Genomic DNA, 20,237 nt, shown 5'->3' on the forward strand with positions numbered 1-20,237 from the left:
TACGTGAGGAGTTTCTCTGTAGTTACTTTCTGCTCACAGGGCGTGCAGGGCGCCCGTGAGGTTTCCGGGCGCGGCCTCGGGCATCTCGCCCTGGGCCGGGTCGGCGGCGCCGAGCCAGTCCACGAGCCCGCACACCACGTCCGTGCACCCCCCGCACCCGGTGGTCGCCCGGGTGGCCTTGGCCACCTCCGCGACTGATCGCGCTCCCCCGCGCCACGACTCCACGATGCCTGCCTTGGTCACGGAGTTGCACCGGCACACCGTCGTGCGGTCGGGCATGTGGGTGGGGTCCGACGCCGTCGTGGTCGCCGAGGCGACCGGCTGCAGCAGGAGGTAGGCCGGGTCCGCGGGCACCGGGGTGCGCCGGGTGTACGCAGCGGTGAGGTCCGCGCCGATCTGCGGCGCGCCCACGCAGGTCGCCCCGACGACGACGCCGCCGGCCACGACGACCTCGACGTGGCGCCCAGCCGCCGGGTCGGACAGGCGCACCGTGCGGTGCGTGGGGTCCGCGGCGCGGCGCGCCCCGCACACCCCCATGGTCACCACGTCCAGGCCGGCGGCCTTGAGCCGCACGACGTCGGTCCCGCGCGGGGCCTCCGGCGCGGGCACGCTGGTGGGTGGCGGGGTGGTTGGTGGCGGGCTGGCGGGCGGGGTGCCCGACGACGCGGCCTCGCCCGAGGAGCGGGTGATGACGTTCATGCTCAGCCGCAGCGCCATGCTCGGGCGGCCCGGGGCGAGCTGGGCGCCGCCGAGCCGGACCCGGCCGGAACCGGGTCCCCCCGCGCGGGCCGCGCTCGCGGTGAGGTGGTCGGCGAGGCGCCGGGACTGGTCCCAGCCCTGGGCGATGAGCCCGGTCCCGCCCTCGCGGGGCTGCGCACAGTCCCCGATCGCGAAGATCCGGGGGTCCCCCGGGCTGCACAGCGCGTCGTCGACGACGATCCCGCGGTCCACCGGCAGGCCGGCGTCGGCCGCGAGGCGGGCCTCGGGGACGGTGCCGCAGGTGAGGACGAGGAGGTCGACGGGCAGGTCGTGCTCGCCGTCGGGCTGGGTCAGGCGCAGGCCGACGACCAGCCCGTCCACGGTGTGGATCTGGGTGGTGCGGGCGTCGAGGCGGGTGGCCACGCCCAGCCGGGTGAGCGTGGTGGCCGCGACGGCCCCGGCGTCGGCGTCGAGCTGGCGGTCCATGACGGAGGTGCCGCCGTGGACGACGGTCACCTCCAGGCCGCGCCGGGCCAGCCCGCAGGCGGCCTCGAGGCCCAGGACCCCCGCGCCGATGACGACGGCGCGGCGGGCGTTGACGGAGGCGGCGACGATCTCGCGGGCGTCGTCGAGGGTGCGCAGCGCGTGCACGCCGCGGGGCAGCGGTGCGGTCCCCCCGGGGGCGTCGGCGTCCGTCAGCCCGGTGAGGCCGGTGATCGCGGGGATCCGGGCGCTCGACCCGGTGGCCAGCACGAGGGTGTCGTAAGGATGGACCGAGCCGTCGGCGGCGTGCACCGTGCGGGCTGCGCGGTCGATGCGCACGGCCGCGGTGCCCCGGTGCGCGGTGGCCCGGGGGTGGACGAGCGCGGGCAGCGCGAGCGAGGCGACCTCGACCTTGCCGGCGACCACCTCGCTGAGCAGCACCCGGTTGTAGGGCTCGTAGGACTCGGCGCCGAGCACCGTGATCTCAAAGCGGGCGTCCGGGCCGGGGCCAGCCCCGTCCCGGGAGAGCAGGTCGTCGACGAAGCGGGAGCCGACCATGCCGTTGCCTACGACCACGACCCGGGTGCGGGGGTGGCGGGCCGAGGTGGTGTCGGTCATCGGGAGACCTCCTGGGTGTCGAGGAGCGGGCTGCCGGCGCGGCTGACGTCGACCGCGCACACCTTGAACTCCGGCATGCCCGAGATCGGGTCGGTCGCGTCGGTGGTGATGCGGTTGACGCTGCCCGCACCCGACCAGTGGAAGGGCATGAACACGGTGTCCGGGCGCACGGCCGTGGTGAGGCGGGCGTCGGCGACGATGGCGCCGCGGGCGGTGGCGAGGCGGACCGAGGCCCCCTCGTCGATCCCGAGGGTGAGGGCGAGCACGGGGTGGATCTCCACGAACGGCCCCGGCTGGGCTTCGGTCAGCTCGCTCACCCGGCGGGTCTGCGCCCCGGACTGGTAGTGCTGGAGCACCCGCCCGGTGATGAGGTAGAGCGGGGCGTCGGGGCGCAGGTCGTCGCTCGGACCGAGGTGGTCGACGGCGATCATCCGGGCCCGTCCGTCGGGGGTGGGGAAGGTCTCGAGGAAGGTCCGGGGTGTGCCGGGGTGCGGTGTCTCGTCAGCCGCCTGGTCCGGCACCGCCGGGCACGGCCAGAACAGTCCCGGCTCGGGCTCGGCGTCCAGGCGGGCGTGGCTGAGCCCGGAGTAGTCGGCCGGCCCGCCCGCGCTCGCCCGAGCGAGCTCGTCGAAGACCTCCGCGGGATCGGTGCCGAAGTGCACCGGTGACCCCAGGCGCGCGGCGAGGTCGGCGAAGATGTCGAGCTCGGAGCGCACGCCGGGCGGGGCGGGGAGCGCCTTGCGCCGGCGGATCACGCGCCCCTCGAGGGAGGTCATGGTGCCTTCCTCCTCGGCCCACTGGGTGACCGGCAGCACGACGTCGGCGAGCCGCGCGGTCTCCGACGGCACGAAGTCGCACACCACGAGGAAGTCCAGAGCCTGCAGGTTCGCGGTGACCTTCGTCGAGTTCGGGGCGCTGACGACGAGGTTGGAGCCGTGCACGAAGAGCATCTTCGGCCCGGCCGGGACGCCGGCCCCGGCCGGTGCGGCGAGGCGGCGCAGCAGCTCGACGGCGGGCAGGCCGGGCCCGGGCAGGGTCGCCGGGTCCACCCCCCACACCCGGGCGACGTGCTCGCGGGCCGCCGGGTCGTCGATCTTGCGGTAGCCGGGCAGCTGGTCGGCCTTCTGCCCGTGCTCGCGCCCACCCTGCCCGTTGCCCTGCCCGGTCACCGCGCCGTAGCCCGAGCCCACCCGGCCGGGCAGGCCGAGGGCGAGGGCAAGGTTGATCGCCGCGGTGACCGTCGCGGTCCCCTGGGTCGACTGCTCGACGCCGCGGCCGGTGAGGATGTAGGCGCCCGACCCGCCGCCCACTGGGCTCGCCGCGGCGAGCAGGCGCGCCACCCGGCGCAGCTCCTCGGCGGCGATCCCGCACACCTGCTCGGCGCGCTCGGGCCACCACTGGGCGACCGAGCGGCGCACGGTCTCGGCCCCGGTGGTGCGGGCCTCGAGGTAGTCGGCGTCGCCGAGCCCTTCGGCCCACACGACGTGCAGCAGGGCGAGCAGCACGACGAGGTCGGTGCCGGGCACGGGCTGCAGGTGCACCCCGCCGTCGTCGGCGGCCAGCGCCGCGGTCGCGCTGCGGCGCGGGTCAACGACGATCAGGCCGCCGCGCCGGCGCGGGCCGGTGAGGTGCTGCAGGGAGGGCGGCATGGTCTCGGCGAGGTTGGAGCCGAGCAGCAGGACCGCCTGCGCGCCGCCGAGGTCGGCGAGCGGGAACGGCAGGCCGCGGTCCAGGCCGAGGGCCCGGTTGGCGCCGGCCGCGGCGCTCGCCATGCAAAACCGCCCGTTGTAGTCGATGTTGGCGGTGCGCAGCACGGTCCGGGCGAACTTGCCCAGGGCGTAGGCCTTCTCGTTGGTCAGCCCGCCCCCGCCGAACACGGCGACCGCGTCGCGGCCGTGCTCGGCCGCGATGGCGCTCGCCCGCGCGGCGACGAGGTCGAGCGCGTCGTCCCAGCTCGCCGCGTGCAGCTCGCCGTCCGCCCCGCGCACGAGCGGGGTGGTGAGCCGGTCGCTCACCCCGAGCACGCTCGCGCTGGTCCACCCCTTTTGGCACAGCCCGCCCTTGTTGGTCGGGAAGTCTCGCCCCTGCACGACGACGCGCGCCGGGCCCCCGGGGACCGTCGCCTCCGCGAGGGCGACCGGTGCGCGGTCCGGCGCGGCGTCGGGCACGCCCGACCCGCCCCCCACGGTGAGGTGGGAGGCGGGCGCGAGGGCGGCGTCGGGCACGGGGGCCAGCGACATGGCGCACTGGAGCGCGCAGTACGGGCAGTGGGTGGAGGTCATGGATCAGATGGCGGACGCGGCCATGGCCGAGCCGCGGCGCTGGTAGACGGCCCAGGTGGTGAACGCCATGACGAGGTAGACACCGATGAACACCCACAGCGCCGGGACCAGGGAGCCGGTCTGGGAGGTGGAGAGGGCGAAGCCGCGCGGGATGAGGAAGCCGCCGAAGGCACCGATCGCCCCGGCGATGCCGATGCAGCCGGCTGCGGACTTGCGGGCCCGGGCGCGGTCCTCGTCGCGGGTCACGCCGGCCTGGAAGACGGCCGGGATCATCCGGTAGGTCGCGCCGTTGCCGGTCCCGGTGGCCACGAAGAGCAGCAGGAAGGAGGTGAGGAAGAGGGGGAAGCTGTGCGAGCCGAGGGCCTGGATCGCTCCGACCGCGCCCAGGGACATGACCACGAAGGATGCGATGGTCACGCGCGCCCCGCCGATCTTGTCGGCGAGGATGCCGCCGAGCGGGCGGGCGAGGGAGCCCACCAGCGCTCCGAGGAACGCGATGGACAGGGTGACCTCGGGGAACTGGTTCTTGAGCAGGGTCGGGAAGACGCCGGCGTAGCCGATGAACGAGCCGAAGGTGCCGATGTAGAGGAAGGAGATGATCCAGGTGTGCCGGTTGCTCGTGGCTGCGGCGAAGGAGCGGTAGTCGGCGCGGGCGCTGGTGAGGTTGTCCATGTAGCGCCAGGCGAGGAAGGCCGCGAGCAGGATGAACGGGATCATCATGAGGCCGGCGCGCTCGAGGGCGATGCCCGCACCCGAGACGATGACGAGCGGCACGGCGAACTGCACCGCGGCGGTGCCGAGGTTGCCACCGGCGGCGTTGAGGCCGAGCGCGCGGCCCTTCTCCTTCTCCGGGTAGAAGAAGGAGATGTTGGCCATCGAGGAGGCGAAGTTACCGCCACCGACACCGGCGAGCATCGCGATGACGAGCAGGGCGCCGAAGGGGGTGTCGGGTCGCTGCACGGCCCAGGCGAGCGCGCCGGTGGGCAGCAGCAGGAGGAGCGCGGAGATGATCGTCCAGTTGCGCCCACCGAACAGCGGCACGGCGAAGGTGTAGGGGATCCGTAGCGTCGCACCGACCAGGCTCGGCACGGCGATGAGCCAGAACTGCTGGTCGACGGTGAGCACGAACCCGGCCGCGCCGAGCTGGGGGACGACGATGCTCCAGGTCGCCCAGACGGCGAAGCCGAGGAACTCCGCCAGGACCGAGATCCACAGGTTGCGGTTGGCGACCTTGCGGCCGCCGTCGCGCCAGAACGTCGGGTCTTCGGGGTCCCAGTGGTCGATCCACCGGCCACCGCGGGTGGGTGGGGCGGTGGGCGGGGAGGTCTGCGTGGCGGTGGGTGTAGCGGTCTGTGTGGCGGTCTGTGCGGGCGCACCGGATGCCTCGAGGTCGTGCGATGTCGTTGATGTCGGAACAGTCATTGCGGCCTCCTTCGATCACGGCCCGCGGATCGGGCTCTACCTGGAGGTTAGGGAGGCCGTGTTTCGCGGGGCTGCGTCGGCGGGTTAATCGACCGTAACCTTCTGCGCACACCGGCCCGGGGCGGGTGTGAGGGCGCCGGCAGGTGCAATCATGTGCTGCGGGTGGCACCACCAGGGGCCGCGCCGTTCTCCGAGGAGGCCCTGCCGTGCAGAACACGACCCGACCTGCAGGTCCGCGCGCGCGACGCACCGGGCGGGGCGCCGGGCGAGTCACCGCGCGGGGCCGAGCCATGGCTGCCGTGATCGTGCTGGCGGCGCTGAGCGCCTGCGCGACGCAGCCGGGGAACGCCGACGAGCTCGATGACCTGTTCACCGCACTGCCCGCGGTCGTCGGGACCACGATTGACTGTGACATCAAGGAGTTCCTGGGCGACATCTCGGACTGCGAGCTGATCATCGTGGTCGAGCCCTCAGCGAGCGAGGACGAGCTCCAGACCGTGGTCGCGACCGCGCAGGACTCCTTCGACGAGCTCGTGGTCCGCGCCAAGGTCGTGCTGTCCGACTCCGTGGACAGTCGCCGATCCCGGCCGTGCCTGCAGGTCACCGAGACCACTGCGGAGGGGGACGTGCCGACCTTCCTCGCGATGCTGGCGCTGGATCACGTGTCGTCGGTGTGCTCGGAGGGGCACCGCCTCACCGTGTCGACGGATGAGGGCACGGACGTGGCCGCGCTGACGGCGACCACGCAAGAGATCATGAGCATCAGCGGGCACGACAACGTCATCGTCAGCACCGGCTCCCGGGAGATCACCGCCGTCGACCAGCAGCTGCCGACGACGTCCCTCGCCCTGCTCGCCGCGGTCGACGAGTCGATGCTGAGCCGCGCCGGGGTGACCAAGACCCACCTCTATCTCACGATCAGCGACTCGGTCACCGTCGAGGACCTGGAGGCGCACGTCGCCGCGCTCCCCGAGAACGACGGGTCCGTCGAGGTCGTCGCCATGCGGCCACCGCCCCCCAAGGAATGACGCGCTTGGGAGCGGAGTGACGCGCTTGGGAGCGACGCCGTCCCCGTGATGTCGTAGGGTCGCCTTCTCGGCATCGGAGCCGAGCCCGGCGCCCGGCGTCGTGATCCGAAGGACCCCGTCATGAGCCTCCTCGACCTCGTCGGATGGGTCGGTTCCGCGATCCTGGTCTGGTCCCTGCTGCAGACGTCCATCGTGCGGCTGCGCGTCATCAACCTTGTCGGCTGCGTCATCCTCATCGTCTTCAACACCTTCGCCGGGGTGTGGCCGATGGTGGGCCTCAACGTCTGCCTGGCGATCATCAACATCTATTTCCTGCGGAGCCTGCTGTTCACGCGGCACGAACCGGCGCAGTACACGGTGCTCGCGGCCGATCCCGGCGAGGAGTACCTGCGCCACCTGCTCCGCGTGCACGCCGCCGACATCGCGACCTTCGCCCCGCACTTCGACGCCGACCGCACGCCCTTCGAGCAGGGCTACCTCATCCTCCGCGAGGAGGAGACGGTCGGTCTGGTCCTCCTGCACGACGCCGGGGACGGGCTCGCGCAGATCGCGCTCGACTACGTGACCCCCCGGTTCCGGGACTTCACGCCCGGGGAGTTCGTCTTCCTGCACAGCGGCCTGCTCGCCAACCGCGGATTCCTGCGGGTGGAGACGGTCCCCGGGGCCACCGCGGTCCCCGCGGTGGCGACGTACTACCAGCGGCTCGGGTTCACCGGGGACCGGTCTGTGGTGGGCCTGGATCTCACCTGAGGGCTACGACCTAAGTCCCATTGACGGTGTGTCAATGGCTCCTAGGGTGGGTATCACCAGCAGCAACCACCCGTGAAGGAGCCCACCATGGCGACACCGCGCGACGCCTCGAATGCTGACGCTGCGGCGTCGGGCACGGCGGGCCGGTCGGTGAAGGCGCCCGACGAGCGGCGCGGGGAGATCATCGCGGCCGCCCGGGCGCTCTTCGCCGAGCAGGGCATCGCCAAGACCTCGATCTCCGACGTCGCCGCCCGGGTCGGGGTCACCCGCGGCCTCGTCTACCACTACGTCGCCGACAAGGACTCCCTCGTGGACGTGGTGCTCGCGGAGTACATCGACGAGATCACCGACCGGATCCGGGCATGGGACGCCGCCCGGGAGACGGGCAACATCGAGCAGGCGCTGGTCGACTGCATCGCCCTGTTCCGCAGCCTCGCCGGTCCCGGCGCGGACGTGCCCCGGATCGACGACACCGCCCTCTACCACCGCTTCCTCGACACCGCGGTGGCGGCCGTCGTCGACTGCTTCCGCTCGACCACGGTCGAGGCCTACGCCCGCCGGCACCGGATCGAGATCGAGAACGTCTACGAGACCTTCTCGGTGCTGATCTACGGACTCGTCGGCCTCATCCGCGCGGTGCCGACCATCGACGACGACCGGCTCGTCTCGATCGTGCGGCAGACCCTGCGCCTGGAGCGCGGCGTCGAGACGGATCCGCACTAGCTGTCCCGCCCCCCTACCTCACCACCCCCGCACCACCTGTCCTAGGAGACAAAGATGTTCCTGTTCGAATCCATCCCGTGGTACTCGGCGCTCATGTGGGTCGCCGTCGTCGCCGCGCTCATGCTCGCCAACGAGATCGCCCGGGCCAGCAAGTGGGCGGGCCTGTGCCTGTTCGTCGCGCTGCCCCTCATGCTCACGGTCTTCGTGTGGCCCAACACCGCCGGCGCCGGCTCGAGCACCGGGACCTGGTTCCACTGGGTCAAGGTGTACTCGGCCCTGGCCGGGTGCCTCGGCTTCATGGCCCTGCGGTACATCCCGCGCCTGCAGAAGAACAAGATCGCCCTGGCATTCCCGGCCGCGATCCTCGCGCTCAACATCCTCGAGGCCGTCATCCGCGACTTCCAGGTCTCGGGCATGCACGGCATGGTCGACGGCGTCATGATGGTCGGCGGATCGTGGAACATCATGAACGGGATCGCCGGCATCCTCAACCTCGTGACCATCTGCGGGTGGGCGGGCATCTACATCACCCGCGACAAGAAGCGGGACATGATCTGGCCGGACATGCTCTGGTTCTGGATCATCGCCTACGACCTGTGGAACTTCGCCTACGTCTACAACTGCGTCGGTGACCACTCCTTCTACGCCGGTGCCGCGCTGCTCGTCTCGTGCACGATCCCCGCGTTCTTCCTCCGCAAGGGCGCCTGGCTCCAGCACCGCGCGCAGACTCTCGCCTTCTGGATGATGTTCACCATGGCCTTCCCGGCCTTCGTCACCAGCTCGACGTTCGCGGTGGACTCCTCGCACAACACCACGGCGCTGTTCGTGGTGAGCGCGATCTCCCTCGTCGCCAACGTCGCCGTCGCGGTCTACCAGGTGTACCGGATCGTCAAGCACAAGAAGAACCCGCTCACCGACGAGCTCTACACCGACCTCGCCGCGTACAAGAAGCTCGACGCCGAGCGCCCGGTCGAGGCAGCCCCCGAGTTGGTCGGGGCGACCGCCTAGTCGCGGCGGCCTCGGGGGCCCTGCCCGTCGGGGCCCCGCCCCTTGGCGCTCATCGCCTCGCGGAGCGTCGCGGCACGTTGACGACCCTGGGACCGCAGCTCGCTGCGGTCCTGGGTCGTCTTCCGGTGTGTCTGGTGGGCGATCTCGCGGAGCAGGTGGCGGTAGGAGTCCAGACGCGCTGCGTCGAGCGTGCCGGTCGTGATGGCTTCCAGGACCGCGCACCCAGGCTCGGTGATGTGCGAGCAGTCGGCGAAGCGGCACGCGCGCGCCAGGATGAGGACGTCCTCGAAGGCGTGGTCCAGACCGTCGGCGTCCGCGATCAGCCCGACCCCGCGGATCCCCGGGGTGTCGATCAACGAGGCGAGGCCGGGAAGCGTCACGAGCTCACGGTGGGTCGTGGTGTGCCGGCCCCGGCCGTCCCCGCGCACGTCACCGGTCGCCAGGAGCGCACCGCCGGCCAGCGCGTTGACGAGTGTGGACTTGCCCGCCCCCGAGGGCCCGAGCAGCACGAAGGTCATCCCGGGCAGCAGCCGCTGGCGCAGCGCGTCCAGGCCGGTGCCGTCCTCGGCGCTCACGGCGAGGACCTCGATCCCCAGGGCCACCCCCTGGATGTCGGTCAGCTCGGAGCCGCGTCCCAGGTCGGCCTTGGTGAGCACGACGAGCGGCGTCGCGCCGGAGGCCCAGGCGAGGGTCACCATCCGCTCCACCCGCCGAGCCGAGGGCCGCGGGTCCATCGGTTCGACGACCACGACGACGTCGACGTTCGCGGCGAGCACCTGCTCGTCCGAGCTCTGGTCGGAGCTCTTGCGGCGCAGCTCCGTCCGGCGCTCGAGCCGCACGGTGCTCTGCCCGTCGGTGAGCACCCAGTCCCCCACCGTGAGGTCGGTCGCGGCGCTGGTCCTCGCGACCGCGATGGTCGCGGGTTCTGTGGTGAGCGCGGGTTCAGTGGTGGTCGCGGGTTCTGTGGTGGTCGCGGGTTCAGTGGTGGTCGCGGGTTCTGTGGTGAGCGCGGGTTCAGTGGTGGTCGCGGGTTCTGTGGTGGGCGCGGGTTCAGTGGTGGTCGCGGGTACCGCGGTGGTGCCGGGTCCTGCCGCGATCCGGACCAGGCCGCGTTCGACGCGGACGACGCGGCCTGCGAGGGTGCCCGGTCCTGCCGAGGGATGGGCCGCTGCCTCGGCCTCGCGCCGCGCATCCCAGCCGAGCGAGGGGAGGTCAGCGGCCACGGACCGGTCCGAGGGTGCGGGCTCCGCGGTCACGAGGCCTGACTGTGGGAGCGAACCGGGTTCATGCGACATACGGTCAGTGTTGACCTGTCCCGAAGGGCCCGGCAAGGCTTTTTCCGCTCCCGCCCCCGCTCGTGGGGGTACGTTTTCCGCCCCGTTTCGCGCGGAAACAGGGCGGAAATCGTACCCTCACGGGCGAGTGGGCAGTGGGTTCGGGCTGGGGGCGGCGGCGACGTCAGGATGCGGAACGTCGGGCCGCGGGCGGGCGGTGCGGCGGGTCAGCCCCAGACGAGGGCCTGGGAGGGTTCCTCGAGGACGGCGGCGACGTCGGACAGCAGGCGGGCGCCGAGGGCGCCGTCGACCAGGCGGTGGTCGACGCTCAGCGCGAGCTGGGTGACGAACCGCTTCTTGATCTTGCCCTTGTGCACCCACGGCTGTTCCCGGATAGCACCGAAGGCGAGGATCGCGGCCTCGCCGGGGTTGAGGATCGGGGTCCCGGTGTCGATCCCGAACACCCCGACGTTCGTGATGGTGATCGTCCCGTCGGACATGTCCGCGGGGCTGGTCCGGCCGGCCCGCGCGGTCGCGGTGAGGTCGGCGATGCCCTGGGCGAGGCCCTTGAGGCCGAGCCGGTGCGCGTCCTTGATGTTCGGTACGACGAGGCCGCGGGGGGTCGAGGCGGCGATCCCGAGATTGATGTAGTGCTTGTAGACGATCTCCTGGGCGCGCTCGTCCCAGCTGGCGTTGACCTCCGGATGGCGGTTGACGCCGAGCAGCAGCGCCTTGGCCGTGATGAGCAGCGGAGTCACCCGGACGTCAGCGAACTCACGGTCCTCCCGCAGCCGCGCGACCAGGCGCATGGTCTTGGTGACGTCGACCGTCTGGAAGACGGTGACGTGCGGTGCGGTGAAGGCGCTCGCGACCATGGCCTCGGCGGTGCGCTTGCGTACGCTCTTGACCGGCACGCGGGTCTGGCGCCCGTCGGAGGACACCTGGCCGGTGGCCAGCCACGGCGCGTCGTCGTCGATGTAGGTGGCGAGCGCCCGCGGCTGCGCCTGAACGCTGAAAGCAAGAACGTCTTCCCTGGTCACGATCCCTCCCGGACCGGTTGCGTGCACGCTGGACAGGTCGACGCCCATGTCCCGGGCGAACTTGCGCACGGGGGGCTTGGCCCGCACCGCGAGCGTCCCGGGGCGCGGGGCGACCTGGGTGACGGACTGCACCGCGTGCACCACGGCGGGCACCACCGAGGCGGGGCGGGCGGACGGCGCGACGCCGGTCGCCGCGGCGGTCACCCCGGCCGGCGACGGCGCCGGGGCGGGCGGCGTCGGCCTCCCTGCTGCGGGGGGCACGGCCGCAGCCGCGGCCGGTGGGACAGCAGCCGGCGCAGCGCCCTGCCCGACGGCGCCCGCTGCGGGGTCGGTCGCGCGGCGGGCCCGGCGGGTCGTCCCGGCGGAGGCGACGCCGTAGCCGACGAGCACGGCCCCGCTCTCCTCGGCGGTGTCGGAAGCGGATCCGGCGGTGACCGGCTCTGAGTCCTGCGCGCCGGCGTCGGCATCACCCAGCGGCGCGGTGGCGGCCCCGGTCGGGTCGGTGTCGATGTCGATGACGATGATCGGCTGCCCGACCTCGACCGTGGCCCCTTCGACGGCGAGGATCTCGGCGACCACCCCGGTGAACGGGGACGGCAGCTCGACGAGGGACTTCGCGGTCTCGATCTCGACGATCGTCTGGTTCACGGTGACCGGGTCGCCCACGGCCACGTGCCAGCTGACGATGTCCGCCTCGGTGAGGCCTTCGCCGGCGTCCGGCATCATGAAGCGCTCAAAGGTGGGCATGGGGCTCCTTCGGCAGTGCAAATTAGGTGCAAGTCAGGTGCAAGTCAGGTGCAAGTCACGTACAGGTGCAGGTCAGTAGCTGGTCGAGCATCAGGTCAAGTGTCGCCGATCCCGGCGTGGACACCGGCGACGCGGCGCCGACGCCCCGACGCCGTCAGGACCACGACCGGTGTCAGAATGCCAGGGAACGGTCGACGGCGTCGAGCACCCGGTCCAGGCCGGGCAGGTACTCGTGCTCGATCTTGGCGACCGGGTAGGGGGTGTGGAAGCCACCCACCCGCAGGACCGGCGCCTCGAGATCGTAGAAGCAGGCCTCGGTGACCGCCGCGGCGATCTCCGCGCCGGAGCCGAGGAAGGTCGGCGCCTCATGGACCACGACGCAGCGGTGGGTCTTGCGGACCGAGGCGATGATCGTGTCGGTGTCGATCGGGGAGATCGAGCGCAGGTCGACGACCTCGATGCTCGTGCCCTCCGAGGCGGCGGCCTCGGCCACCTTGAGCGCGGTGGCCACGGTCGGCCCGTAGGCCACGAGGGTGAGGTCCGTGCCGGGACGGGCGACGACCGCCCGGTTGAGAGTCGTGAAGGAGTTCGGGTCTGCGACCGGGTCGGCGCCGGTGACGGCCGCCTGGGCGTAGGGACCGGCCGCGAGGTCGACGGCACCCTTCTCCCAGTAGCGCCCCTTGGGCTCGAAGAAGAGCACCGGGTCGGGGCTCGCGATGGCCTCCTGGATCATCGTGAACGCGTCCTGGGGCGACCCGGGTGAGACCACGCGGAGCCCGGGGGTGTGGGCGAAGAGCACCTCGGGGCTCTCGGAGTGGTGCTCGACCGCGCCGATCCCGCCGCCGTAAGGCACCCGGATGACGACGGGCAGCGTGAGGCGCCCGCTCGAGCGGTAGTGCATCTTGGCGAGCTGGGTGGTGATCTGGTCGAAGCCGGGGAAGATGAACCCGTCGAACTGGATCTCGCAGACCGGCCGGTACCCGCGCAGCGCGAGGCCGATCGCGGTGCCGATGATCCCGGACTCCGCGAGCGGGGTGTCCACGACACGGTCTTCCCCGAACTCGGCCTGCAGCGCGTCGGTCACCCGGAAGACGCCACCGAGCGGGCCGATGTCCTCGCCCATGAGCAGGACCTTGGGGTCGGCGGCCAGCGCCGCGCGCAGGCCGGCGTTGATCGCCTTGGCGAAGGGCAGCGTCGTCGGGCCGGCAGTGCTCGTAGCGGGTGCGGCGGTCATCGGTGGCCTCCCTGGGTCTCGGCGAAGGACGCCTCGTAGTCGGCGAACCAGGCGCTCTCGCGGGTGACGAGGGAGTGGTCGGTCGCGTAGACGTGGTCGAACATGGACGACGCCGCAGGCCGGCCCAGTCCCTTGACGTAGGTCCGCACGCGCTCACCGAGCGCGGCGGCCTCCGCGTCGAGCGCCGACTGCGCGGCGTCGTCCCACAGGCCCTCCGCGGTGAGGTAGGCGCGCATCCGGTCGATCGGGTCGCGGTCGCGCCAGTGCTGCTCCTCCTCGGCGGTGCGGTAGCGGGTGGGGTCGTCGGAGGTGGTGTGCGCGCCCATCCGGTAGGTGACGGCCTCGATGAAGGACGGCCCGCCCCCGGTGCGGGCCCGCTCGAGGGCTTCCTGGGTCGCGGCGTAGACGGCGAGGACGTCATTGCCGTCGACGCGGATGCTCGGCACTCCGAACCCGGCGCCGCGGCGGTAGATCGGCACGCGGGTCTGCTTGGAGGTGGGGACCGAGATGGCCCACTGGTTGTTCTGGCAGAAGAGCACGACGGGCGCGTTGTTGACGGCGGCGAACCCGAGGGCCTCGCTCACGTCCCCCTGGGAGGTGGCGCCGTCGCCGAAGTAGGCGACGACCGCGGTGTCCTTGTCCGGGTCACCGGTCCCGACCAGGCCGTCGCGCTGGACACCCATCGCGTAGCCGGTGGCGTGCAGCGCGTGCGAGCCGATGACCAGGGTGTACAGGTGGAAGTTGTGAGCGGCGGAGTCCCAGCCGCCGTGGTCGATGCCGCGGAAGAGCTGCAGCACGTGGGGCAGGTCGACGCCGCGGGTGTAGGCCACGCCGTGCTCACGGTAGGAGGGGAAGACCATGTCCTGGGGCGCCATCGCGCGACCGGAACCGATCTGCGCGGCCTCCTGGCCGAGCAGCGGCGCGTACAGGGCGAGCTCGCCCTGGCGCTGCAGGGACGTGGCCTCGGTGTCGAAGGCGCGGACGAGGACCATGTCCCGCAGCAGCCCGCGCAGGGCGTCGGCGTCGAGGTCGGCGACCCGGGCGCGGTAGGGCGCGTTGCGCGCGTCGGCCACCCGGCTGCCGTCGGGCGCGAGGAGCTGGAGGGGCACGTCCTCGGCGACGTCCAACTCATGGGCCTGGTGCAGCAGATCGGTCACGCGTTCTCCTCCGGTCGCGGCGCCGGGGTGGGGCACCTGCGTAGAGACGAGACGACACCCAACCACCCGGCGCCGTCAACCTACGTTTGCGTAGGCTACGCCAGCGTAACCTACGCGTCCGTAGGTCGGAAGTCCTCCTCCCCAGCCCTCGCCCCCAAAACCCCACCCCCTCCGCTGAGTGCGGTCATATGGCTGCCCTCCGGGCGTTTTGTCCAGCCAGACGGCCGCACTCAGCGGAGGTGGGGGCGTGGGGTGGGGCGTGGGTGGAGGCGTGGGGTGGCCCTACCTCGGGGTCGTGGGGCGACCGGCTGGGGGCGCACCTTCGCCATCCCCTACCGTTGCCGCATGGACCACACCGCACCGGCGACCGGCCTGCTCGACCGGCCCACCTGGGGACCGTCCGACGAGCACCGACACCTCGTCGCACCCGCGCTGACCAGCCGTCGAGCATTCCTCGTCGCACCCCTCGCACCCGCGACGTGGCGCGCGGTCTCCCAGGCGAGCATCGGCTTCCCGTTCCTCCTCACCGCGGGGCTCCTCGCGCTCGTCCTCGCCCCGCTCTCGGTGGCCCTGGTCCCCGTCTTCGGGATCGGGGTGCCCCTCCTGCTCCTGACGCTGGTCACCGCCCGCTGGTTCGCCCGCGTCGAGCGGGCCCGCGTGCACGCACAGCTCGGAGCGTCGATCACTCCAGGCGCCCCTCCCCCGGTGCGCAGCCTGCGCACGTGGGCGGGCCTGTGGGCAGCGCTCACCGAACCGGTCGGCTGGTCGTCGGTCGCCTACGCGGCCGTGGGGCTGGGACTCGTCTGCGTCCAGGTGTGCGTCGCGTGGGGCCTCGGACTCGTCCTCGCCCTCATCGCCTCACCCGTCGTCGCCTGGGACGGTAGCCCGAACAGGTGGCAGGTCGCGCTGCTGGCCCTGGGCCTCGTGGGCCCCTGGCTGTGGGCCATCTCCTGCCAGGGACTCGCGCTCGCCCAGGTGCGTCTCGCCCGCACCCTCCTGGGGCGGTCGAGCGCCGGCACCGACATCGAGCGCGCCGAGGCCGCCGCGAGCGCGGCCCGGGAGGACGCGGCCCGCGCGCAGCAGCGCGCCGAGCACCTCGACCAGACCCGCACCCGCGCGGTCGGGGCGGCCGACGACGACCGGCGGCGCATCGAGCGCGACCTGCACGACGGCGCGCAGCAGCGGCTCGTCGCGCTCGGCGTCGAGCTGGGCACCGCAAAACGCGCCGCGGTGACCAACCCCGAGGCCGCGACGGCGGCGCTGGACCACGCGCACAGCGAGATCAAGGAGACCCTCGCCGAGCTCCGCGACCTCGTCCGCGGCATCCACCCCGCGGTCCTCACCGACCGCGGCCTCGACGCGGCGCTCTCCGCGATCGCCGCCCGGCACCCCGTCCCGGTGACCGTCGACGTCCCCGACGCCGCGGCGCTGTCTGCCGCGTCCCCCGGCGCCCAGGCCGCCGCGTACTTCGTGACCGCCGAGGCCCTCACCAACTCCGCCCGGCACGCCGAGGCGACCCACGTCCTCGTCCGCGCGGAGGTCGACGGCGGGCTGCTGCGCCTCGAAGTCTCCGACGACGGCCGCGGCGGCGCGCTCTCGACGCCGGGCGGCGGCCTCGACGGGCTGCGCAGCCGGGTCGAGGCGCTCGACGGGACCTTCCAGCTCGACAGTCCAGCAGGCCACGGGACCCGGATCACCGTGGAGGTACCGTGCGCGTCGTGATCACCGAGGACTCCGTCCTCCTGCTCGACGGCCTCACCCGGCTGCTCCTCGCCGAGGGGCACACCGTGACCGGCTACCGCTCGGCGGACGAGCTCGTCGCGGCCTTCGCCCACCTCACCCCGAGCGAGCTGCCCGACGTCCTCGTCACCGACGTCCGGATGCCCCCGACCCATACCGATGAGGGCCTGCGCGCGGCCGTCCACCTGCGCAGCCTGCACCCCGGCCTGCCGGTCCTCGTGCTCTCCCAGTACGTCGAGCAGCGCTACGCCTCCGAGCTCTTCGCCGGGGACATCCGCTCCCTCGGCTACGTGCTCAAGGACCGGGTGGCCGACGTCGACGACTTCCTCGACGCGCTCGGCAGGGTCGCTGCCGGGGGGACGGTGATCGACCCCGAGGTGGTCTCCCAGCTGCTCGCCCGCACCCGAGGCACCGGGGTCGACCGCCTCACCGCCCGCGAGCGCGAGGTGCTGACCCTCATGGCCGAGGGCCGCTCGAACGCCGGGATCGCCGAGCAGCTTGTCGTCGGGACGGCCGCCGTCGAGAAGCACGTGACCTCCATCCTGACCAAGTTGGACCTTCCGCCCGCCGCCGACGACCACCGCCGCGTGCTCGCCGTGCTCCGCTGGCTCGAGCACGCACAACTCCGAGGAGACCACTCATGACCGCCCCCACCGTGCCTGCCTCGCCCACCCGATCTGCCGGACTCGACGGCCCCACGGGCCCCACCGGGCCCACCGGGCCGGGCTCCCCCGCCGGGGGCCGCAGGCCGCAGAGCCGGGGTGGTCGTGCGCTCCTGTGGACCGGCGTGGCCCTCGGCTCGCTCGCGATCGTGCAGGTGGCCTACCAGGGGGTCGACTGGCTGTCCGCGACCACCACGGTCTCGACCCAGGTCTATGCGGCCGCACCGGTCGTCGAGCTGACGGCCGACGGCGACGTGACGGTCACGGTCGGCGACTCCGCTGGCGTCACGGTCGAGCAGCGGACCCGGACCGGCTTCCAGCGCACGTCCCAGGATGTCGTCGAGTCCCCGGACCAGTTGGCCGTGTCGCACACGTGCCCTCGGTGGTGGAGCAACGGCGTCTGCCAGATCGACCTCACGGTCCAGGTCCCCGAGGGTACGGCTGTCGTGGTGCGGTCGGGGAGCGGTGAGGTGCGGGCGGAAGGCATCGGCGCCGCGCTCGACCTGCAGACCTCGGACGGCGACGTCACCGTGCTGCGCGCCGGCGGTTCGGTCGAGGCGAGGTCGAGCAGCGGCCGCGTGGAGGTCGACGGCGCCGCCGGTGACGTCGTCGCCACGACCGGGGACGGCAGCGTGACGGTGCGCGGAGCCGGCGGCGAGGTCACGGCGAAGTCCAGCAGCGGCCGCGTGCTGGTCGACGGCGCCGCCGGTGACGTGAGCGCCGTGACCGGCGACGGTGACGTCGAGGCACGCACCGTGAGCGGGTCAGCCGTGGCCAAGACCTCCTCCGGAGCGGTGCGGGTCAGCGGGGTCACCGGCGACGTCGAGGCGATCACGGGCGACGGCGACGTCGTCGTGCGCGGCACCGGCACGCCGGTCGCCCTGCAGATCAGCACAGGCGACGGGCGGTCCACGGTGGAGGCCCCGACGGACCCGTCTGCGTCTCGGACCGTCACGATCCGCTCCAGCAGCGGGGACGTGTCCTACCTGAGTGCCGAGTAGGACGGGGTCGCGTCGTCGTGCGGGCTCAGCCCTTGGGCTGGTAGGGGTTGTCCGACGGCCCCTGCGCGTAGGGGTCGTACCTACCGAAGTCCTGGTCCGCGCCCGAGGGTCCGGCGCCCGGCCACGAGTCCGCGTAGAGCTGGCCGGGGTAGGGCTGACCAGGGTAGGACTGACCGGCCGGACCGGCGTAGCCCATCCCGGCCCCGTACCCCTGCTGCCCGGAGCCGATCTGGTAGTTGCCGTAGTGCATCAGCTGCGACCCCGGAGGGAACGGGCTTCCCGTCGCGGCCTCGAGGGCCTGGCGGGTGAGCATCAGCTCACGCTGGACCGGCCACTCCTTGAACGCCAGCATGAGCAGCATGACGACATTGACGATCGGGACGAACATGATGAAGATCCACGGCCACGGATAGCCGGTCCTGGAGATGATCTTCCCGTAGGCGAAGAGCATCAAGCCGATCAGCGCGATGTAGAGAACGACGATGAGGACGATCAGGCCCGCCGACATCGCCGTCGACGTGTCATATTGATCTGCGTACAGCTGCATGGTGGCTCCTGCGCCGTGGTCGTCGCTGACTCGATGGCCAGCGTCCCGGTGGTTGGTGATTCGCCCACAAAGTACCGGACGCACCACTCCCCGCAGACCAGGACTCGCCCTGAGGGCGCTGCCGGGCCGGGAATGCGCCGCCGGTGGTTGACTGTTCAACCAGACGGCCTCGCACCCCCCGCTACCTGCAAGGAACCCTGCATCCATGACTGACTACGGGCACGACTTGCTCTTCGGCACGTTCCTCACTCCCACGGCGGCGCAGCCGCAGGCGGCCGTGGGGCTGGCGCAGGTCTCCGAGCGATCAGGGCTCGACCTCGCCACCTTCCAGGACCACCCCTACCAGCCGTCGTTCCTGGACTCCTGGACCCTGCTCTCCTACGTCGGGGCCCGGACCGACCGCATCCGGCTCAGCCTCAACGTCGCCAACGTCCCGCTGCGCCAGCCGGCCGTCCTGGCCCGCTCAGCCGCCAGCCTCGACCTGCTCACCGGCGGCCGCGTCGAGCTCGGGCTCGGCTCGGGAGCCTTCTGGGAGGCCATCGAGGCCATGGGCGAACCGCGACTGACCCCGGGGCAGGGCGTGCAGGCTCTCGCCGAGGCGATCGAGATCATCCGCGGCATCTGGGCCGCCGGGGACCGGGCACCGCTGCGCGTGGCCGGGGACTTCCACCACGTCGACGGCGCCAAGCGCGGCCCCGCCCCAGCGCACGAGATCGGTGTCTGGCTGGGCGCCTACAAGCCACGGATGCTCGCCCTCACCGGACGCACGGCCGACGGCTGGCTCCCCTCCCTCGGTTACCTCAAGCCGGGCGACCTCACTCGCGCCAACGCCATGATCGACGAGGCGGCCACCGCTGCGGGCCGCTCACCGGGAGCGGTCCGCCGGTTGCTCAACATCAACGGTTCCTTCACCGCCCGGTCCGGTGGCCTCCTGCAGGGCCCCGTCAGCCAGTGGGTCGCCGAGCTCACCGAGCTGGCCCTGACCGAGGGCACGAGCGGTTTCATCCTCGGCAGCGACGACCCCGCCGACATCAAGCGCTACGGCGAGGAGGTCGCCCCCGCGGTCCGCGCGGCGGTCGCCGCAGAGCGCAGCGCCCGCGTCGAGCGCGCCACCACCCGCCCCAGCGCGGCGACCACCGGCGGCCCCACCACCGCGACACCCATCACCGCGACACCCACCGGCCGCGCCGACATCGCGCCGCCCGTCAGCCGCCTCGGCCTGTCCCCCACGCCCGACGACGGTCGCCGCCTGAGCAGCCAGCGCCCCTTCGACGAGGCGACCCGCCCGCACTACGCCCCGCCCTCCCCGGAGGTGGCCTACACCGACCAGGGACGCGCCGTCGGGCAGCACCTCATCGATGTCCACGACGCGCTGCGCGCGGAGCTGGACACGCTGCTGGACGTTGTCGGGCAGGTGGTGGCGGGGGTGCGCAGCGTGGGCAGCGCACGCTCGGAGATCAACGCGATGACCATGCGGCAGAACAGTTGGACGCTCGGCGCGTACTGCGCGGCGTACTGCACCACCGTGACCGGGCACCACAGCCTCGAGGACGCGTCGATCTTCCCGCACCTGGCGAGCGCGGACGAGGCCCTCGCCCCGGTCATCGACCGGCTCACCGCCGAGCACCACACGATCCACGAGGTGCTCGAGGGCGTGGACAAGGCGCTCGTGGCCCTGGCCGGCGACCCGTCGCGGATCGCCGCCGTGCAGGAGGCCGTCCACGTCCTGGCCGACACCCTGCTCTCGCACCTGTCCTACGAGGAGATCGAGCTCGTCGAGCCGCTCGCCCGGCTCGGCTTCTACCCCGGGCAGGTGTAGCGG

The 20,237-nt window shown here is 72.6% G+C and carries 16 protein-coding genes; 8 read left to right on the top strand and 8 right to left on the bottom strand.

The window, feature by feature from the left end:
* Window positions 1-33 precede the first annotated feature (33 nt).
* From ACWA15_RS17655 to ACWA15_RS17665, 3 genes are read right to left on the bottom strand one after another with little or no spacing between them, the layout of a single operon-like run.
* The gene (locus ACWA15_RS17655) at window positions 34-1,800 is read right to left on the bottom strand and encodes an FAD-dependent oxidoreductase (protein ID WP_464056911.1); all 1,767 of its coding nucleotides are present in this window, start codon (window positions 1,798-1,800) and stop codon (window positions 34-36) included.
* On the bottom strand, window positions 1,797-4,082 hold the full coding sequence (locus ACWA15_RS17660; protein WP_464056913.1) for a molybdopterin oxidoreductase family protein: 2,286 nt from the start codon (window positions 4,080-4,082) through the stop codon (window positions 1,797-1,799). Before ACWA15_RS17660 ends, ACWA15_RS17655 begins: the two co-directional genes overlap by 4 nt.
* Window positions 4,083-4,085: 3 nt before the next feature.
* Window positions 4,086-5,504, bottom strand: a complete 1,419-nt coding sequence (locus tag ACWA15_RS17665; RefSeq protein WP_464056914.1) for an MFS transporter — start codon at window positions 5,502-5,504, stop codon at window positions 4,086-4,088.
* 290 nt (window positions 5,505-5,794) lie between these two features.
* Between ACWA15_RS17665 and ACWA15_RS17670 the strand changes: the two genes are divergently transcribed.
* The 4 genes from ACWA15_RS17670 (at window position 5,795) to ACWA15_RS17685 (ending at window position 9,013) form a co-directional block, all read left to right on the top strand.
* Complete coding sequence (locus ACWA15_RS17670) at window positions 5,795-6,532, top strand: hypothetical protein (RefSeq protein ID WP_464056915.1); 738 nt, start codon at window positions 5,795-5,797, stop codon at window positions 6,530-6,532.
* 120 nt (window positions 6,533-6,652) lie between these two features.
* A complete protein-coding gene (locus ACWA15_RS17675) occupies window positions 6,653-7,282 on the top strand; it encodes a hypothetical protein (RefSeq protein ID WP_464056917.1) in 630 nt (209 codons plus the stop codon).
* 87 nt (window positions 7,283-7,369) lie between these two features.
* On the top strand, window positions 7,370-8,005 hold the full coding sequence (locus ACWA15_RS17680) for a TetR/AcrR family transcriptional regulator (protein ID WP_464056918.1): 636 nt from the start codon (window positions 7,370-7,372) through the stop codon (window positions 8,003-8,005).
* Between the two features lie 54 nt (window positions 8,006-8,059).
* Complete coding sequence (locus ACWA15_RS17685; RefSeq protein ID WP_464056920.1) at window positions 8,060-9,013, top strand: DUF5692 family protein; 954 nt, start codon at window positions 8,060-8,062, stop codon at window positions 9,011-9,013.
* On the opposite strand, the gene rsgA is transcribed toward ACWA15_RS17685, so the two are convergent.
* From rsgA to pdhA, 4 genes are all read right to left on the bottom strand, one after another.
* On the bottom strand, window positions 9,010-10,269 hold the full coding sequence (gene rsgA / locus ACWA15_RS17690; RefSeq protein ID WP_464056922.1) for a ribosome small subunit-dependent GTPase A: 1,260 nt from the start codon (window positions 10,267-10,269) through the stop codon (window positions 9,010-9,012). The two genes, ACWA15_RS17685 and rsgA, sit on opposite strands and share 4 nt — an antisense overlap.
* A 245-nt stretch (window positions 10,270-10,514) precedes the next feature.
* The gene (locus ACWA15_RS17695) at window positions 10,515-12,074 is read right to left on the bottom strand and encodes a dihydrolipoamide acetyltransferase family protein (protein ID WP_464056923.1); all 1,560 of its coding nucleotides are present in this window, start codon (window positions 12,072-12,074) and stop codon (window positions 10,515-10,517) included.
* Between the two features lie 172 nt (window positions 12,075-12,246).
* Window positions 12,247-13,308, bottom strand: coding sequence for an alpha-ketoacid dehydrogenase subunit beta (locus ACWA15_RS17700; RefSeq protein ID WP_464056924.1), 1,062 nt, complete (start codon window positions 13,306-13,308; stop codon window positions 12,247-12,249).
* A complete protein-coding gene (gene pdhA, locus ACWA15_RS17705; protein WP_464056926.1) occupies window positions 13,305-14,465 on the bottom strand; it encodes a pyruvate dehydrogenase (acetyl-transferring) E1 component subunit alpha in 1,161 nt (386 codons plus the stop codon). The genes ACWA15_RS17700 and pdhA overlap by 4 nt, the downstream gene beginning before the upstream one ends.
* 345 nt (window positions 14,466-14,810) lie before the next feature.
* Here pdhA and ACWA15_RS17710 point away from each other — a divergent pair, with 345 nt between their 5' ends.
* The 3 genes from ACWA15_RS17710 to ACWA15_RS17720 are packed head-to-tail and all read left to right on the top strand — an operon-like array spanning window position 14,811 to window position 17,868.
* Window positions 14,811-16,187: a sensor histidine kinase gene (locus ACWA15_RS17710; protein ID WP_464056928.1), complete on the top strand. Its 1,377-nt coding sequence runs from the start codon at window positions 14,811-14,813 to the stop codon at window positions 16,185-16,187.
* Window positions 16,175-16,849, top strand: coding sequence for a LuxR C-terminal-related transcriptional regulator (locus ACWA15_RS17715; protein ID WP_464056930.1), 675 nt, complete (start codon window positions 16,175-16,177; stop codon window positions 16,847-16,849). Before ACWA15_RS17710 ends, ACWA15_RS17715 begins: the two co-directional genes overlap by 13 nt.
* Window positions 16,846-17,868 (top strand): DUF4097 family beta strand repeat-containing protein, encoded by a 1,023-nt coding sequence (locus ACWA15_RS17720; protein ID WP_464056932.1) that lies wholly within the window; start codon window positions 16,846-16,848, stop codon window positions 17,866-17,868. The genes ACWA15_RS17715 and ACWA15_RS17720 overlap by 4 nt, the downstream gene beginning before the upstream one ends.
* Window positions 17,869-17,893: 25 nt before the next feature.
* On the opposite strand, the gene ACWA15_RS17725 is transcribed toward ACWA15_RS17720, so the two are convergent.
* Entirely contained in the window at window positions 17,894-18,415 is a 522-nt protein-coding gene (locus ACWA15_RS17725; protein WP_464056934.1) for a DUF805 domain-containing protein, read from the bottom strand.
* 205 nt (window positions 18,416-18,620) lie between these two features.
* Between ACWA15_RS17725 and ACWA15_RS17730 the strand changes: the two genes are divergently transcribed.
* Window positions 18,621-20,234: an LLM class flavin-dependent oxidoreductase gene (locus tag ACWA15_RS17730; protein ID WP_464056935.1), complete on the top strand. Its 1,614-nt coding sequence runs from the start codon at window positions 18,621-18,623 to the stop codon at window positions 20,232-20,234.
* Window positions 20,235-20,237 lie beyond the last annotated feature (3 nt).

It is taken from the genome of Sanguibacter sp. TS_SC_8, assembly GCF_055361235.1.